General features: G+C 60.4%; 17 protein-coding genes. 14 read left to right on the forward strand and 3 right to left on the reverse strand.

From position 1 onward, the window contains the following. Positions 1-8 precede the first annotated feature (8 nt). Positions 9-629 carry an LOG family protein gene (locus tag O9X91_RS14995; protein ID WP_077982588.1) on the reverse strand — a complete coding sequence of 207 codons (621 nt, stop codon included), beginning with the start codon at positions 627-629 and terminating at the stop codon, positions 9-11. 156 nt (positions 630-785) lie between these two features. Between O9X91_RS14995 and O9X91_RS15000 the strand changes: the two genes are divergently transcribed. The 6 genes from O9X91_RS15000 to O9X91_RS15025 all read left to right on the forward strand — a co-directional run bounded on the left by O9X91_RS15000 (position 786) and on the right by O9X91_RS15025 (position 8,531). Further along, positions 786-2,792 (forward strand): LysM peptidoglycan-binding domain-containing protein, encoded by a 2,007-nt coding sequence (locus tag O9X91_RS15000; RefSeq protein ID WP_142912509.1) that lies wholly within the window; start codon positions 786-788, stop codon positions 2,790-2,792. A 110-nt stretch (positions 2,793-2,902) separates the two neighbouring features. Further along, the gene (locus tag O9X91_RS15005) at positions 2,903-4,789 is read left to right on the forward strand and encodes an ABCB family ABC transporter ATP-binding protein/permease (RefSeq protein WP_142912508.1); all 1,887 of its coding nucleotides are present in this window, start codon (positions 2,903-2,905) and stop codon (positions 4,787-4,789) included. 106 nt (positions 4,790-4,895) lie between these two features. After that, complete coding sequence (locus O9X91_RS15010; protein WP_137410032.1) at positions 4,896-5,651, forward strand: phosphatidylserine decarboxylase; 756 nt, start codon at positions 4,896-4,898, stop codon at positions 5,649-5,651. Positions 5,652-5,673: 22 nt separating this feature from the next. Next, entirely contained in the window at positions 5,674-6,543 is an 870-nt protein-coding gene (gene pssA, locus O9X91_RS15015; protein ID WP_077982591.1) for a CDP-diacylglycerol--serine O-phosphatidyltransferase, read from the forward strand. Between the two features lie 172 nt (positions 6,544-6,715). After that, the gene (locus O9X91_RS15020) at positions 6,716-6,847 is read left to right on the forward strand and encodes a hypothetical protein (RefSeq protein WP_264673018.1); all 132 of its coding nucleotides are present in this window, start codon (positions 6,716-6,718) and stop codon (positions 6,845-6,847) included. Positions 6,848-7,238: 391 nt separating this feature from the next. Next, complete coding sequence (locus O9X91_RS15025) at positions 7,239-8,531, forward strand: GGDEF domain-containing response regulator (protein WP_142912507.1); 1,293 nt, start codon at positions 7,239-7,241, stop codon at positions 8,529-8,531. Between the two features lie 112 nt (positions 8,532-8,643). On the opposite strand, the gene O9X91_RS15030 is transcribed toward O9X91_RS15025, so the two are convergent. Then, on the reverse strand, positions 8,644-9,405 hold the full coding sequence (locus tag O9X91_RS15030; RefSeq protein WP_142912506.1) for an SOS response-associated peptidase: 762 nt from the start codon (positions 9,403-9,405) through the stop codon (positions 8,644-8,646). Between the two features lie 10 nt (positions 9,406-9,415). Then, complete coding sequence (locus tag O9X91_RS15035) at positions 9,416-9,739, reverse strand: YnfA family protein (RefSeq protein WP_077982594.1); 324 nt, start codon at positions 9,737-9,739, stop codon at positions 9,416-9,418. Between the two features lie 133 nt (positions 9,740-9,872). Here O9X91_RS15035 and O9X91_RS15040 point away from each other — a divergent pair, with 133 nt between their 5' ends. The 8 genes from O9X91_RS15040 (at position 9,873) to O9X91_RS15075 (ending at position 14,982) form a co-directional block, all read left to right on the forward strand. Beyond that, entirely contained in the window at positions 9,873-10,289 is a 417-nt protein-coding gene (locus tag O9X91_RS15040; protein WP_142912505.1) for an NUDIX hydrolase, read from the forward strand. 98 nt (positions 10,290-10,387) lie between these two features. Then, positions 10,388-10,825: a TIGR02301 family protein gene (locus O9X91_RS15045; protein ID WP_077982596.1), complete on the forward strand. Its 438-nt coding sequence runs from the start codon at positions 10,388-10,390 to the stop codon at positions 10,823-10,825. 105 nt (positions 10,826-10,930) lie between these two features. After that, the gene (locus O9X91_RS15050) at positions 10,931-11,188 is read left to right on the forward strand and encodes a hypothetical protein (protein ID WP_003501987.1); all 258 of its coding nucleotides are present in this window, start codon (positions 10,931-10,933) and stop codon (positions 11,186-11,188) included. A gap of 14 nt (positions 11,189-11,202) precedes the next feature. Next, positions 11,203-11,970, forward strand: coding sequence for a hypothetical protein (locus tag O9X91_RS15055; RefSeq protein ID WP_137410028.1), 768 nt, complete (start codon positions 11,203-11,205; stop codon positions 11,968-11,970). A gap of 122 nt (positions 11,971-12,092) precedes the next feature. Then, entirely contained in the window at positions 12,093-12,941 is an 849-nt protein-coding gene (gene ygfZ / locus O9X91_RS15060; protein WP_142912633.1) for a CAF17-like 4Fe-4S cluster assembly/insertion protein YgfZ, read from the forward strand. Between the two features lie 2 nt (positions 12,942-12,943). Continuing rightward, on the forward strand, positions 12,944-13,567 hold the full coding sequence (locus O9X91_RS15065; RefSeq protein WP_162520425.1) for a YfbR-like 5'-deoxynucleotidase: 624 nt from the start codon (positions 12,944-12,946) through the stop codon (positions 13,565-13,567). After that, positions 13,564-14,082, forward strand: coding sequence for a tyrosine phosphatase family protein (locus O9X91_RS15070; RefSeq protein WP_137410027.1), 519 nt, complete (start codon positions 13,564-13,566; stop codon positions 14,080-14,082). Before O9X91_RS15065 ends, O9X91_RS15070 begins: the two co-directional genes overlap by 4 nt. Before the next feature lie 78 nt (positions 14,083-14,160). After that, complete coding sequence (locus O9X91_RS15075; protein ID WP_077982599.1) at positions 14,161-14,982, forward strand: mechanosensitive ion channel family protein; 822 nt, start codon at positions 14,161-14,163, stop codon at positions 14,980-14,982. The last annotated feature ends 154 nt before the right edge of the window (positions 14,983-15,136 follow it).

The raw sequence follows: 15,136 nt of genomic DNA on the forward strand, positions 1-15,136 counted from the left end.
CATAGTCGTTAAAGGCGGGAAATCACCGAAGGGTCGCCTTCCGGGTTCTGCTGCGCCAGCGCCCGGTCGATGATGGCGGGCACGATATCCTTCACCTCGTCGATGACGAGTGGGTTGAGAAGATGCGCGCGGTGAATGAAGCCCTGGTCGCGCATGTGTTGCACCAACTCCAGCATCGGGTTCCAGAAGCCGTTGATATTGGCAAAGACCATCGGTTTGGAATGGCGGCCAAGCTGCGCCCAGGTCATGATCTCGACGATCTCCTCCAGCGTGCCGACACCGCCCGGCAATGTCACGAAGGCATCGGACCGCTCGAACATCATATGTTTGCGCTCGTGCATGTCCTTGGTTATGACAAGCTCGTTCAATTGTCCGAGAGAATGGCGCGTCGCCTCCATATCGACCAGAAATTCCGGTATGATGCCGGTTACTTCGCCGCCATTGGAAAGAACGCCGCTGGCGACCGCGCCCATGATGCCCTTGGTGCCGCCGCCATAAATGAGGCGAATGCCGCTTTCGGCAAAGCATTTCCCAAGCGCGCGGCCTGCTTCCATATAAGCCGGATCACGTCCGGGCTGGGAGCCGCAATAAACGCAGATGGATCGAATCGATGTATTTTTGTCCGTCATGAAGGGAAGGAACTATGTGCGATGCGGCACGTCAAGAAAATTTGGGAAATCCCTTGCAAATATGGCCTTTTAGCCACTCGCCGCTTGTCTGGCGCAAGGTAAGGCGCTAGCAATCTCAACTTGTGTGAAAAGCTTGAAATACCCGGAGATTCCAGGATGAAAAATAATAAAGCCGGTTTGCTGGCGCTGGTCGTGCTGGGGATTGCGTCCCTGCTCATGATCTTTTTCGTCCTGCCGCGGATTTCAAACGACGGCAAACCGATCGGCGACGCTATCAACGAGGCCGGCGACGCCGTGAAGAACAGCGTTGAAATGGGCGCCGACAAGGCGGGCGACATTCTGTCCGACGCGGCCGAGGAAACCGCCAACATCGCCGACAAGGTCGGACGGCGGGCGGCTTCCGCCACCCAGTCGATCAAGGATCTGACGACGCTTTTCGCCGACAGCAAGGTTCCCTCCGACGCCGATTTCGCAGCGGCGCGCAAGAAAGTCGAAACCTCGCTGAAGGAACTGACGAATATCGAAATTCCCGAGTCGCTGGACGAAACGACGTCGCGGCTCATCACTACGGCGCGCGCGGCCGCCGAGCGCACCACGGCGTTCCTGCGCGGCCTGCCTGACAATGCGGCGGCGGCGGCGGCCCAGGTGCGTCGTCTGGCTGGCGTCTTCGCCGGCACCGACGATGGTGCGCCAGAACCAGAAAAACCGGCCGCAGCACCCGCCGATGCGGCGCAATCATCATCCGCCACGCCGACTTTCGACGTGCTGCGCGTCGAGCCGGATGGTTCGGCCGTGATCGCCGGCAAGGCGCAGCCCGGTGCGAAGCTCGAAATCTTGAGCAACGGCAAGGTGATCGCGCAGACGACCATCGACGGCAGCGGCGATTTCGCCGCCGTTTTCGACAATCCGCTGCCACCCGGCGATCATGAGCTGGTGCTGCGTTCGACCGATGCCAACGGCAAGGCAACGCAATCCGAAGAAGTCGCCACGGTTTCCGTACCTGACGGCAAGACGGGCGAGCTTCTGGCCATGGTTTCCAAGCCCGGCAAGGCAAGCCGCGTGCTGGCCATGCCGGAGGCGGCCCCTCCGGCGCTTCAGCCGCAAGCCGCGCCCTCGCAACAGCCTGCGGCAACATCCGAAACTAGCGCCAACACCGCTTCCGCACCGCTCGCCGGCACTGCGGCTGCGTCCGCCGCGGCCCCGCTGACCTCGAGCGTTCAGGTCACCGCCGTCGAGTTCGAGGGATCGAAGATCTTCGTCGCGGGTTCCGCGCCCGCCGGTTCGACCGTTCGGGCGCTTGTCGACGACAAGGAGATCGGCAAGAGCACGACTGAGGCCTCCGGTCATTTCGTCGTCGAAGGCGATGTCGAGCTTAGCGTCGGCAGCCATATCATCACCGTCGAGGAACTGAACGCCGACGGCGCCGCGAAACTGCGCGTGCGCGTTCCCTTCGAGCGGCCGCAGACCGACCAGGCGACCGTCGCCATGCAAACGCCGTCCGCTCCGTCGTCAGCCACAGCGACTGCGGCGCCGGCTGAAAACCAGAGCACGGCAAGTGATCGCGCAACTTTTGAAAAGCTGCGCGACGATGTCGCCAAGGCCTTCGGCATTCTTTCCAATCTCTACAAGGATCAGGCCACGCCGGCGCTCGATCAGGCCATTGCCGGCCGCTCCGCCGTCGTCATCGGCCTCAAGTCGCTTTCGGAATTCCGTACCGCCGCCGCGACAGATCCGGCCTTCACCGCTTTTGCCGGCGACATCACCGCCAAGGCGCGCCAGCTGCTGACATCGGTCGAAGCATGGCCGAACGATGTGGCGGCAATCGGCAAGGGTATCGCCTCGCTGGCAAGCCGCCTTGCCGAGCTCCACATCACGGCGCCCGCCGCTCCCGCTCCACAGGCGCCCGCCGGTCCGCAGACCTTCGAGCAGGCGCCGCTGGCAGAGAGCCAGAACAGCGTCATCATCCGCCGCGGTGATACGCTGTGGCAGATTTCCCGTCGTGTTTATGGTCAGGGCGTGCGTTATACGACGATCTATCTCGCCAACGAAGACCAGATCAAAAACCCCGACCTGATCGAGCCCGGCCAGATTTTCGGCGTGCCGAAAGAGGCGTTGCCGAATGCCGAGGAACTTCACCGCAAGCGGCTGAAGGGCGGCTCCTGAGCATTTCTAGCGTTGCGGTGAACGCGCAACAACCCTATCTGTGACACGCGCGGCGGCTTGACCAAAGCCGCCGCCCTGCTGTCGGCTTCCGGCAGTCACCGGAGCGAATGATGGCCACGAAGAAAAAAACCATTTCCGCGGATTCCAGCAATCCCATCCAGACGCTGATCAATCTCTGGCCCTATATGTGGCCGGAGGGGCGTTGGGATCTGAAGATGCGGGTGGTCTGGGCCACCGTGTATCTGGTCGTCGCCAAGCTGGTGCTGATCTCGGTTCCCTATTTCTTCAAATGGGCGACCGATGCGCTGAACGGCCGGCTGGATATGGCCGGGCTTGTTCCCGCCTTCCTGCTCGGAGCCGTCGCGCTGGTGATCGCCTATAATCTGACGCGGCTGATACAGGTGGGACTCAACCAGCTGCGCGATTCGCTTTTTGCAAGCGTCGGCCAACATGCCGTGCGTCAGCTCGCCTACAGGACCTTCGTTCACATGCACCAGCTTTCTTTGCGGTTCCATCTGGAGCGCAAGACCGGCGGACTGTCGCGGGTCATCGAGCGTGGCACCAAGGGCATTGAAACCATTGTCCGCTTCACCATTCTCAACACCGCGCCGACCCTCATCGAATTCCTGCTGACAGCGATCATCTTCTGGGCCTCCTACGGTTTTTCCTATGTGCTCGTCACGGTCATCACGGTCTGGGCCTATATCTGGTTCACCGTGCGGGCCAGCAACTGGCGCATCGGCATCCGCCGCGCCATGAATGACAGCGACACCGACGCCAACACCAAGGCAATCGATTCGCTCCTCAATTTCGAGACCGTCAAATATTTCGGCAATGAAGAGATGGAGGCGCGGCGTTTCGATGTCGCCATGGAGCGTTACGAAAAATCGGCGATCTCGATCTGGACCTCGCTCGGCTGGCTGAACTTCGGCCAAGGCGTTATCTTCGGCATCGGCTCCACCGTCATGATGGTGATGTCGGCGCTTGCCGTGCAGCGCGGCGAACAGACAATCGGCGATTTCGTCTTCGTCAATGCGCTGCTGTTGCAGCTTTCCGTGCCGTTGAATTTCATCGGCTTCGTTTATCGCGAAATCCGCCAGGGCCTGACCGACATCGAGCAGATGTTCGATCTTCTGGAAGTAGAGGCGGAAGTCACCGACAGGCCGGATGCGAAGCCGCTTGCAGCCGGACCGGGCGCGATCTCCTTCCGCGACGTGCATTTCGCCTATGACCCCGACAGACCGATCCTGAAGGGCGTTTCCTTCGACGTGCCGGCGGGCAAGACGGTGGCCATTGTCGGCCCTTCGGGCGCGGGGAAATCGACGATCTCGCGGCTGCTTTATCGTTTCTACGATATTCAGGAAGGCTCGGTGACCGTTGACGGGCAGGATATTCGCGATGTGACGCAGAAGAGCCTGCGCTCGGTGATCGGTATGGTGCCGCAGGATACCGTGCTTTTCAACGACACGCTCGCCTATAACATCCGTTATGGCCGCCCCTCCGCCACCGACGAGGAACTGAGGGCTGCGGCGGATGCGGCGCAGATCAGCGCCTTCATCGGCAAGCTGCCGGAGGGTTACGCCACCATGGTCGGTGAACGCGGCCTGAAGCTTTCCGGCGGGGAAAAACAGCGCGTGGCGATTGCCCGCACGATCCTCAAAGGGCCGCCGATCCTCATTCTCGACGAGGCGACCTCTGCGCTCGATACGCATACCGAGCAGGAAATCCAGAGCGCGCTCGACATCGTCTCGAAGAACCGCACCACGCTGGTCATCGCCCATCGCCTTTCCACCGTCATCGGCGCGGATGAGATCATCGTGCTGAAGGACGGGCAGATCGCCGAACGCGGCACGCACAGCTCGCTGATGGGGCAGAACGGCCTCTACGCCTCGATGTGGAGCCGCCAGCGCGAGGCGATCCGTGCGGAAGAGGTGCTGCGCCATGTGCGCGAAACCGACGATCTGGGTGTCATCGACCGCGGTGAACCGGCGCATTGACGCGCATAACCCCGGCCAACCGGGCCTCATGGCCCCCGGCCCATTGCCCGGCGGCGCGTTTGGCTGTAACCAGCTAGGCAAAATTTGTCGCATTGCCGTGTGGCTCATGTCGTATCACGACCACATACAGACGCGACAGACGACAACCGGAGCAAGGAATCTCATGAATCTGTTCGACACCATTCGCAACACCATCGTACCGATCCACAAGGAAGGTTATGTCTTCGTGGCGGCCTTCTTCGTCGCATCGTTGGTGCTCGGCTGGATCGCCGAACCGCTGTTCTGGGTCGGTCTCGTGCTGACGGCCTGGTGCGCCTATTTCTTCCGCGATCCCGAGCGTGTCACGCCGCAGGATGACGACCTCATCATCAGCCCGGCCGATGGCAAGGTTTCCGCCGTGCAGAGCGTCGTTCCGCCGCTGGAGTTGGAACTCGGCAAAGAACCGCTGGTGCGTATCTCGGTGTTCATGAACGTGTTCAACTGCCATGTGAACCGCGCGCCCGTGCGTGGCCGCATCGTCAATGTCGCCTACCGTCCCGGCCTGTTTCTCAATGCCGAAGTGGACAAGGCTTCCGAAGACAATGAGCGCAACGGCCTCGTCATCGAGACGTCGCACGGCAAGGTCGGCGTGGTGCAGATCGCCGGCATGGTTGCCCGCCGCATCGTCTGCTGGGTAAAGCCGAATGAACCAGTCGACGCCGGCGAGCGTTTCGGTCTTATCCGTTTCGGCTCGCGTCTCGATATCTTCCTTCCCGCAGGTTTCGAGCCGCGTGTATCGGTGGGTCAGACGGCGATTGCCGGTGAGACCGTGCTTGCCGAAATTGGCTCCGCCAAGGGTCCGGTCGTCAGCCGCCGCGGCTGACGGAAACAGGAAGGGCATGCGCATGGAAACGCCGATCGCCGAACCGCAACAGAACGGCAAACCCGAAAGCCGCAGCGACAGCGGCCGTGGACCACGGCTGAGGGAAATTCCCTTTCGCCTCGTCGTTCCCAATCTCATCACCGTTCTGGCCATCTGTGCGGGCCTGAGCGGCGTGCGTCTCGCCATAGAGGGCCGCTTCGAGCTGGCCGTCGGCATGGTGCTGCTTGCCGCCTTCCTTGACGGCATAGACGGGCGCATCGCCCGCATGATGAAAGCGACGTCCAAATTCGGCGAGCAGATGGATTCGCTGGCCGATATCGTCAATTTCGGTGTCGCCCCTGCCCTCGTGGTCTATGCCTACCTTCTCGACCAGGCGCGCTCCATCGGCTGGATCGCCGCCCTCATCTATGTCATCGCCGCCGGCCTGCGTCTGGCGCGTTTCAACGTCATGATCGAGCGGCCGGTCAAGGCGCCGTGGCAGAATGAGTTCTTCGTGGGCGTCCCCGCCCCGATGGGCGCCATGCTGGTGCTGCTGCCTGTCTATCTCGGCTTCCTCGGCGTCGAGCCGGACAAGCCCTTCGCCTATGTGGCCGCCGCCTATACCGTGCTGATCGGTTATCTCCTCATCAGCCGCCTGCCGGTCTGGTCGGGAAAATCCGGCACCAGCCGCATCCGTCGCGATCTGGTCCTGCCGATGATCCTCGTCGTCGTGCTCTATGTCGCAATGCTGATGAGCTTCACCTGGGAAGTGCTGGTTCTGACGGTTGCCGCTTATCTCGTCTTCATTCCCATCAGCGCCCGCCTCTGGCACCGCCGCTACGGTACGCTGACCATCGAGGAAGACGCACATGACGACGCCAATGGCGGCAACGGCCTCGACCGCGGCATTTAAAACCGCAGGTTTATTTTTTCTCAAACAAGCCGGCGCAGGATGTGACGCAAAATGTCGCAGTCTGGAAAGCCGGCTTCGTTTTTCTTCGCCTCGAATCCGTCAAGATTAGCCGCGAAAGAAGTGGCTCACACGCATCGCAACGGCGATTGACGTGAATTGTGGAGAGAGAGAAATGACGAACGAGACGAAGGCGCAGCCGCCGGCGAAGCCCGACCTCAACAGCCACTACCGCCCGCTCGGACTGAAGGCCGTAGCGGCCGCAACCCTGATGCTGAAGCGCAAGCCCGCCGCCAAAACCGCCTGAAAATATTAGCTTTTTTGATTTTTTTGGATTTTGCGAATCTTCCAGAAAACGGAACGTTGCCGACGGAAAATCGACAATCACGCGGCGCCTTTTTCGGGCGCCGTTTTTTTGTTTCAGGCACCGTCGCGACACTGCAGAGCGTCAGTCATTCACGCAATCGGCAGCCTTCTGTAACGAAGCTGCAACGAAAGTGTAGTAAAAGGCTCGCCTTCCACAAGAAGGCTATACGAACACCGACGTATAGATTAGTGAATACAAAAGAACTTTTCTATTCCGCATTTTTTTCCACAACAATGCATAAGCCGGCTCTCGAATCCGCAGACACGCGGATGGCGGATGTTCGGCGTTGAGGGAAGATTGTGAAGACAGGCCAGGGGGGCTTGGGACGGCCATGCAGGATAAAATCCTTCTGATTGAAGATTCCGTTGCTCTTTCCATGCTGCTGAAGACGCGGCTTTCGGAAGAAACGGAAGCCGAAGTCGTCCATTGCGACAGCATGGCCGCGGCCGATGCCCTCATGCAGGCCCATGATTTCACGCTGGCGCTGACGGGCCTCAACCTGCCCGATGCGCCGAAGGGCGAGATTCTCGCACTTTTATCCGAGCGCAAGGTGCCAGCCATCGTTTTCACCGCCACGGTGGATGACGAGGCGCGCAAGCGCTACGCCGAAAAGAAGATCATCGACTATATCGTCAAGGACGGCCATCGAACCGTCGATGCGGTCGTCAGAACGGTCCAGCGGATTTTGAGCAACAAGCTCTTCTCCGTTCTGGTCGTCGATGATGTGCGAACAGCCCGTTCCGGCCTGGTGGAAATTCTGGAGCGGCAGAATTTCAGGGTCAGCGAGGCCCATTCGGGCAAGCAGGCGCTGGAGATACTGTCGCAAGACCCGACGATCCAGCTTGTCATCACCGATTATCATATGCCCGACATGGACGGCTACGAGCTAACACGCCGTATCCGCGACAGCCGGTCCTCCGAAGATTTGCGGGTGATCGGCATCTCCTCTTCAACGGATCGTCTCCTTTCGGCAAGTTTTCTCAAGGCCGGCGCGTCGGATTTCGTCTACCGCCCCTTCGTGCCGGAAGAATTGCAATGCCGCATCGACAACAATATCGAGACTTTGAAACAGCTCAAACGCCTGCGCGAACTGGCAGAGCGGGACCACCTCACCGGCCTGCCCAATCGTCGCTCCTTCTTCGAGCGCACGCGGGCGCTGATGGATGTCATCAATGGCAATGACGAGAGCGGCGCCGTCGCCATTCTCGACATCGATCATTTCAAGAAGATCAACGACACGCTGGGGCACGATGCCGGCGACAGGGCGCTGAAAAAGCTGGCCGAACTGCTGCATGACATGTGCGACGAGCAACGCCATATTCCCGCGCGCCTCGGCGGCGAGGAATTTGCCGTGTTCCTGCGCGGACTGGATGCCCGGGCTGCCTATGCCTTTTGCGAGGAACTGCGCGAACAGGTGGAAAGGAACGGTCGCCAGCTGAGCGGCAGCAGCCTGGCGCTGACCATTTCGCTCGGCGTCGTGGAGATCGAGAAGGGCGAGCCCTTCGACAACCAGCTGAATGCGGCGGATCAGTTGCTCTATCTCGCCAAGGCGAATGGCCGCAACCGCGTCTATTCCGACATCATGATCCAGGAAGGCCTGCAAAAGATCGGGCTGAACGGCTGATTGTCTCTGAAGTCTTCTATGGGACCGAGCAAGTGCCACTTGTTTCTTCTCCCCGGCGGGGAGAAGAAAGAGGCGGCTCGCTCAGCCCTCGTCATTGGCCTCGCGAAACACCTCAAAACAACGACATCTGCCCCTCGTCCTTCGGCGGTTTGATCTTTGCCAGCGGCGCGCTTTCCGGCACCGGCTCGATGAGGTCGGCGCCGACATTAGCGACCTTGTTGACTTTGTCCGAAACGGGAATCATCTCGAAAAAATCATCCTGAACCGGCCGCATCAGGTCGGCGACCTCGCGTGGCTCCTGGGTCTTGCAGTCGAGCCAGCGGCTGAAATCTTCCGGCGCAATGACCACGGGCATGCGGTCGTGAATACGGCCAATCGCGGCATTGGCTGCCGTGGTGAGGATTGCGCCGGTATCGACTTCCGAACCATCGGCGGACGACCAGGTTTCCATGAGACCGGCGAAAGCGACGATGCCGCCGCTTTTCGGGCGGATGAAATAGGGTTGCGGTTTGCCGCCCTCCTCCTTTGGCGGGCGCCTCCATTCGTAAAAACCCGTTGCCGGGACGAGCACGCGGCGATGGCGCATGGCCGCGCGGAAGGAGGCCTTGCCGGTGGCGGTTTCGGAACGGGCATTGATGAGCAGCGGAAAGTCCTTCGGATCCTTCACCCAGCCCGGCATGAAACCCCAGCGCACCAGCACGGCGCGGCGGTTGGGCAGGTTGCTGCCGCGCTCCTGCCGTTCGCCCTCCATGACGACCAGAATGGGTTGGGTCGGCGCGATGTTGAAACGGGCGGGAAAGTCCTCAAGGCCGATCAGATCGAGATAATCGGCAATCTCCTCCGGCGTCGCCTTCAGCACGAAACGTCCGCACATCGCCTTCTCCTTATGCCCTTGGTCCGAACAGGATGATGGCGGTGCCGGCAAGGCAGACGATGCCGCCGGCGATATCCCACCTGTCCGGCGTTTGCCCTTCCACGCCCCAGAGCCAGAAAAGCGAGGCAGCAATATAGATCCCGCCATAGGCGGCATAGGCCCTGCCCGCCGCCTCTGTCGGCACCAGCGTCAGAAGCCAGGCAAAAGCCGCCAGCGCCACCATGCCGGGCAACAATATCCAACCGGTCTTACCGAGTTTCAGCCAGGCCCAGAAGGAAAAACAGCCGGCGATTTCGGCAAGAGCCGCCAGAACGTAGATAAGATAGACCTTCATTCCACCGTCTTTAGCATGCACAATCGCGTCCGTTCCGGACTATAACCATCGGCGCGGAAACCGGAATCGATTTTTCCGAGCCACGATACCACGATAGACAGGCCGGAAACGGCCGAAACAAGCGAAACCCTTCATGACCCTTCGTATCAAGCCCCGTGCCGCCTCCTCCGCCATCGTCAGGAATGGAGACCGGCTGCTTCTCGTGCGCCGCATCAACCCACCCTCCAAGGACATGTTCGCCTTTCCGGGCGGTCGGGCCGAAGACGGCGAAACACCTGCCGAAACGGCATTGCGCGAGCTGCAGGAAGAAACCGGCATCGTCGCTCGCCGGCCGCAGCTTTTCGCGACATACGATCTTCCCTCGCGAGATGCGGCAGGCCTGCTGACGAGCCATTATTTCCTGTCGGTTTTCACCGTGGAAACCGATGCCGCCCCCCTCGTGACTGTCGGCGACGATGCGGCGGATGCGGGCTGGTACACATTGGCGGAAATTCGCCTGCTGCCCGCGCCCGAAAGCGTCGTCGAATGCGCCGAACGCCTGCTTGCATGATTGCCAGCCAGCCAGAATCGCTATTATCTAGGATCGATCCGCCCGCCGGATGGTCACGAGCCAACAGTTCACGCGTATGTGTGGGGCAGAATAGAATTTTGATACGACCAACCATCTTCCTGTCTCTTTTTGTGACAATGCTTGCCGTATCAGGGCAAGAGGGTATCGCTTATGCGCAGCCTTCAAAATCCGTTTCTACGGCGCGTCCTGCGGAAGCGACACCGCCCAAACCCGCTCCTTACGACGACAAGCTGGCGCGGCTTTCGGAAATATTGGGCGCGGTGCAGTATCTGAGAACGTTGTGCCCCTCCTCCGGACCGGAGGACTGGCGCAAATCGATGAGCGACCTTCTGGCCGCTGATACGGCCAACGAACCCGAACGCCGCCAGCGCATGACGGCCGCATTCAACCGTGGATACCGCTCCTTTGCGGCTATCCACACCAGTTGCACACGCGCCGCCATCATGGCAGAAGAGAACTACCGTAACGAAGGGGCAACACTCGCGCAGGAAATCGCGTCCCGGTTCGGAAATTAGAGGATTATTAACCTCTTTTCGCCGCAGGCCGTGCCGTTTTGATAAAAGGCTGCTAGTGTTGTTAACAGGGTGGTAAGGACTTGCCCGCCCTGTCGAGGATGAAAAATGCAGACAAGCCGTAACGAAATCGACGATATGATCGTGCATGAAAAAATGCAGGTCGCTCTGGAACACCAGAACGAGGCATGGGCTGACGGCATGGCCGACGGCATCGAGCCTGAGATCATCGCCGATGCCGCGATCGCTCTGGCCATGCGCGAAACCATCCGTATCCATGGCGAGGCCGGCGCTGAAGCAATGCTAGAATCGCTGCGCCAGCGTATGCTTCAGGGCGAGTTTTCGCCGCAGCGGGTAATACAGTAAAGCCGGGGTTTATCATGTCTTGCCTGAGCAAGGGGCTTTTGCGCTCTTCCGCCCTGCTGTCCATCCTGCTTGCGCTCGCCGCCAGCCCGATTGGCATGCCAGGCCGCGCCTTTGCCCTTTCCGAGCTGAAGCCGGCGCAGAACACCGAAAGCGAGCCGAAGGCTGAGAATGGCGGTGAGCCGCAGCAGGCCCAGCCCGCGGAGCCGGACGAAATCGAAGGCGATTCGGAAGGCATTCCCCTGCCCGACCCGCTGGTGGACCGTTCCGCCAATCAGGCCAACCAGCAATCCTCCACGTCCGACAACACGCCTGAAATGTCTGTCGTGATCGAGCACGACATTTCCAAGGCGCCGGAACCCGTGCGCAAGCTGCGCCAGCAGATCATCGATGCCGCCGCCTCCGGCGATATCGAAAAGCTGCGACCCTTCATCGCTGCCGGCCAGAACGAATTCCGCATCGACGGCAATGACGGCGAAGACCCGATTGCGGCGCTGAAAACTTACTCCGGCGATCCTGACGGGCTGGAAGTGCTGGCGATCATCATCGACCTGCTGTCGACCGGTTATGCCCATGTGGACGCCGGCACGCCTGACGAGGCCTATGTTTTCCCCTATTTTTCCGGAAAACCGCTGAATACGCTGACTGCGCCGGAAAAGGTGGAGCTTCTGCGAATCATTACGGCGGGCGATCTGGCTGACATGCAGGAATTTGGCAATTACAGCTTTTATCGCGTCGGCATTTCGCCTGATGGCAAGTGGAAGTTCTTCACCGCCGGCGATTGATCGCATCGCAGCGCTTGCCGTTCTTTTGCAAAAATCCTAACTGTGCGGAATGAGCATTCCGGCAAATGCATCTGCATCTTGCCTGCTATCCGCATAGTCTCGACGAACCGAACGGTGACGCCATGCCTTCCGCCTTTCTTGCCGACCGCCGTCTGATCCGGGTTTCCGGTACCGGCGCCGAGGAATTTTTGAACAACCTCATCACCGCAGATGTTGAAAACCTGCCGCAAGGCGAAGCAAGGGCCGCAGCCCTTCTGACGCCGCAGGGCAAGATTCTGTTCGATTTTCTGATCTGGCGCGATGGCGGGGACTATCTGATTGAGACGGGCGCGGCCGAACAGGACGCGCTGTTGCGCCGCCTGACCATGTACAAGCTGCGTGCACCGGTCGACCTCAAAGCCGAGACGGTGGAAGGCGTGAGCGTTTTCTGGAACGAGACTGCCGCAGCGGCTGGCGTCAGGGATGGCCGTTTCGCCAAAGCCGGCATCGATCTCTACCGTATACCGGGCGCCTCCGCATCCGGCGACATCGCGGCCTATGATGCGCTCCGTATCGAGCAAGGCATTGCCGAATCCGGTCGGGATTATGCGCTTCAGGATGCTTTTCCGCACGATGTGCTAATGGATGTGAATGACGGCGTTTCCTTCAATAAGGGTTGTTTTGTCGGTCAGGAAGTCGTCTCGCGCATGAAACATCGCGGCACGGCAAGACGCCGCGTCGTCAGCGTTTCGGCCGAAGTCGCGCTTCCCGCCAGCGGAACGGAGATTACTGCCGATGGAAAGCCGGTCGGCGCGCTCGGAACCGTTTCCGGTAACAGGGCGCTCGCTATTGTGCGGATCGACCGTATTGCCGATGCGCTTGCTTCAGGTACGCCGCTTCTTGCCGGGAATGTTCCCGTGACGGTGGCGCTGCCGGCGTGGAGCGGCATTTCCTTGCCGACGGCCGATCCGGCAGCGCGGGCGGAGGACTGAGAGTGACGCCTGCAAAAAGCCCGCGCGCCTGGCAGCGCATGCTGTCCGGTCGGCGGCTCGATCTGCTCGACCCTTCGCCGCTCGATGTGGAAATCGTCGATATTGCCCATGGCCTTGCCCGTGTGGCCCGCTGGAACGGCCAGACACGCGGCGACCATGCCTTTTCCGTGGCCCAGCATTGCCTCATCGTCGAGACCATCTTCTGCCGCATGTGCACCGGTGCCACGCCTGACGAGATGCAGATGGCGCTTCTGCACGATGCGCCGGAATATGTCATCGGTGACATGATCTCGCCGTTCAAATCGGTGGTCGGCGGTGGTTACAAGACCGTGGAAAAGCGCCTGGAAGCCGCGGTGCATCTGCGTTTCGGCCTGCCGCCGCATGCATCGCGCGAATTGAAGGACCGGATCAAGAGGGCCGATACGGTCGCCGCCTTTTTCGAAGCGACGGAACTTGCCGGTTTTTCCACCGCCGAGGCGCAGAAGTTCTTCGGCCTGCCGCGCGGCATCACCCGTGACATGTTCGACATGACGCCCCTGCCCTCAACCGAAGCGCAAAAGCAGTTCATCGAACGTTTCGAGGCGATCGAGGCGATGCGTATGGTCAAGACGGGAAGTGCGACATGACCGCCATTGTCGTATCGCCGCTGTCGCGGATCGCGGAGATGGCCGTGAAGCACAAGGCCCGCGAAATGGTGACGCTGATCGCCAAAGAGCAGTCCTTTCACCGCCCTGCCGTCATTGCCGCAGACCGGCACCTGACGCTTGCCATGAACGACATTGCATTCAAGGGCACCGCCGATCTCATCGCGCCGGACGATGCGCATGTGCTGAAGCTAATCGATTTCGCCCGGCAATGGGACCAGTCCGCGCCGCTGCTCATCCATTGCTGGATGGGTGTTTCGCGCTCACCCGCCGCCGCCGTCATCGCAGCCCTCAGCCTCTATCCGGACCAAGACGAGAACGAACTCGCCGGGCGATTGCGGGCGGTTTCCCCTTACGCCACGCCGAATGCCCGTATCATCGCCATTGGCGACCGGCTTCTGAGGCGCGACGGGCGACTTGTCAGGGCGATAAAGGCGATCGGCAGGGGTGCGGATACCGACGGCAACGTGCCTTTCGTGCTGCCGCTTGGCGGCTGAAGCCCGAATTTTGGCGGAACCGCCAAGGCGCCCGTTCGTTACCAACGCTGAACAGCAATAAAGATTACGGGACAATTCATGGAACAGCAGGCAGCGGATATCTTCGTCGCATCGCAGGCAGCCGTTCGGCAGGCCAGCGCCCTGGCAGTGCAATATTCCTTTTCGGTCATTGGCGCGCTTCTTCTTCTGATCATCGGCTGGTTGGCCGCAACATTCCTGCAACGCTGGGCATTTCAGGGCCTATCGCGCGTTCGCGGCTTCGATGCGACGCTAGCCGGTTTTTTTGCCGGGGCGGTCCGCTATGTCGTGCTAATTCTGGTTCTGGTCATGGTGCTTAGCCAGTTCGGTGTACAAACAGCGTCCATTCTTGCAGTTCTCGGCGCCGCCGGCCTTGCCATCGGCCTTGCGTTGCAGGGCACGTTGCAGAACATCGCCGCGGGCATCATGCTCGTGGTGCTGCGTCCCTTCCGCGTCGGCGAATATATCGAGACGACTACCGTCAAAGGAACCATCATCGAGATTGGGCTGTTCGCCACCGAGCTCAAGACGAGCGATGGGCTTTATCGCCTTGCACCTAACTCGACCCTGTGGAACGTGCCGATCACCAATTACAGCCGCTTTCCGTCGCGCCGTCATGAAGTGAGCCTGACGGTCAAGAACGACGAGGACCTCGCCGCCGCACAGGATATGCTGATGCGGGTGGCGCGATCCGAAAGCCGCGTGCTGCTGGATCCAGCCCCCGTGACCTTTGTGGATTCAGTCAGTGCGGACAGCGCCACGGTGAAATTACGCTACTGGGTGCGCAGCGACAGTTACTTTACAACGACCCGCGACGTGACGAAGGCCATGAAACTCGCCTTTGACGAGCGCAAGGCGGACATAAGCGCGCAACCCGCCTGAGGCGTTGCACCTTACCCTCTTTCAAGCGCGACGGCTGCAAAGCCATCGCGCTTTTTCGTTGCACCGAGCCGGGACGCCACTTGCATCCCTCGAACGCGGCCTTTATGGATCATGATGTAATGTTATTACGTAACTTGCCATTATGAAGATAAGA

This window comes from Agrobacterium salinitolerans (assembly GCF_027498475.1).
Lineage (GTDB): Bacteria > Pseudomonadota > Alphaproteobacteria > Rhizobiales > Rhizobiaceae > Agrobacterium > Agrobacterium salinitolerans.

What these genes read in the sequence shown, in the direction of transcription:
- O9X91_RS15025 (WP_142912507.1), top strand. Translation starts at nt 7,239, where the DNA reads ATGCAGGATAAAATCCTTCTGATTGAAGATTCCGTTGCTCTTTCCATG.
- O9X91_RS15075 (WP_077982599.1), top strand. Translation starts at nt 14,161, where the DNA reads ATGGAACAGCAGGCAGCGGATATCTTCGTCGCATCGCAGGCAGCCGTT.
- O9X91_RS15005 (WP_142912508.1), top strand. Translation starts at nt 2,903, where the DNA reads ATGGCCACGAAGAAAAAAACCATTTCCGCGGATTCCAGCAATCCCATC.
- O9X91_RS15030 (WP_142912506.1), bottom strand. Translation starts at nt 9,405, where the DNA reads ATGTGCGGACGTTTCGTGCTGAAGGCGACGCCGGAGGAGATTGCCGAT.
- O9X91_RS15040 (WP_142912505.1), top strand. Translation starts at nt 9,873, where the DNA reads ATGACCCTTCGTATCAAGCCCCGTGCCGCCTCCTCCGCCATCGTCAGG.
- O9X91_RS15020 (WP_264673018.1), top strand. Translation starts at nt 6,716, where the DNA reads ATGACGAACGAGACGAAGGCGCAGCCGCCGGCGAAGCCCGACCTCAAC.
- O9X91_RS15010 (WP_137410032.1), top strand. Translation starts at nt 4,896, where the DNA reads ATGTCGTATCACGACCACATACAGACGCGACAGACGACAACCGGAGCA.
- O9X91_RS14995 (WP_077982588.1), bottom strand. Translation starts at nt 629, where the DNA reads ATGACGGACAAAAATACATCGATTCGATCCATCTGCGTTTATTGCGGC.
- ygfZ (WP_142912633.1), top strand. Translation starts at nt 12,093, where the DNA reads ATGCCTTCCGCCTTTCTTGCCGACCGCCGTCTGATCCGGGTTTCCGGT.
- O9X91_RS15035 (WP_077982594.1), bottom strand. Translation starts at nt 9,739, where the DNA reads ATGAAGGTCTATCTTATCTACGTTCTGGCGGCTCTTGCCGAAATCGCC.
- O9X91_RS15070 (WP_137410027.1), top strand. Translation starts at nt 13,564, where the DNA reads ATGACCGCCATTGTCGTATCGCCGCTGTCGCGGATCGCGGAGATGGCC.
- pssA (WP_077982591.1), top strand. Translation starts at nt 5,674, where the DNA reads ATGGAAACGCCGATCGCCGAACCGCAACAGAACGGCAAACCCGAAAGC.
- O9X91_RS15000 (WP_142912509.1), top strand. Translation starts at nt 786, where the DNA reads ATGAAAAATAATAAAGCCGGTTTGCTGGCGCTGGTCGTGCTGGGGATT.
- O9X91_RS15050 (WP_003501987.1), top strand. Translation starts at nt 10,931, where the DNA reads ATGCAGACAAGCCGTAACGAAATCGACGATATGATCGTGCATGAAAAA.
- O9X91_RS15055 (WP_137410028.1), top strand. Translation starts at nt 11,203, where the DNA reads ATGTCTTGCCTGAGCAAGGGGCTTTTGCGCTCTTCCGCCCTGCTGTCC.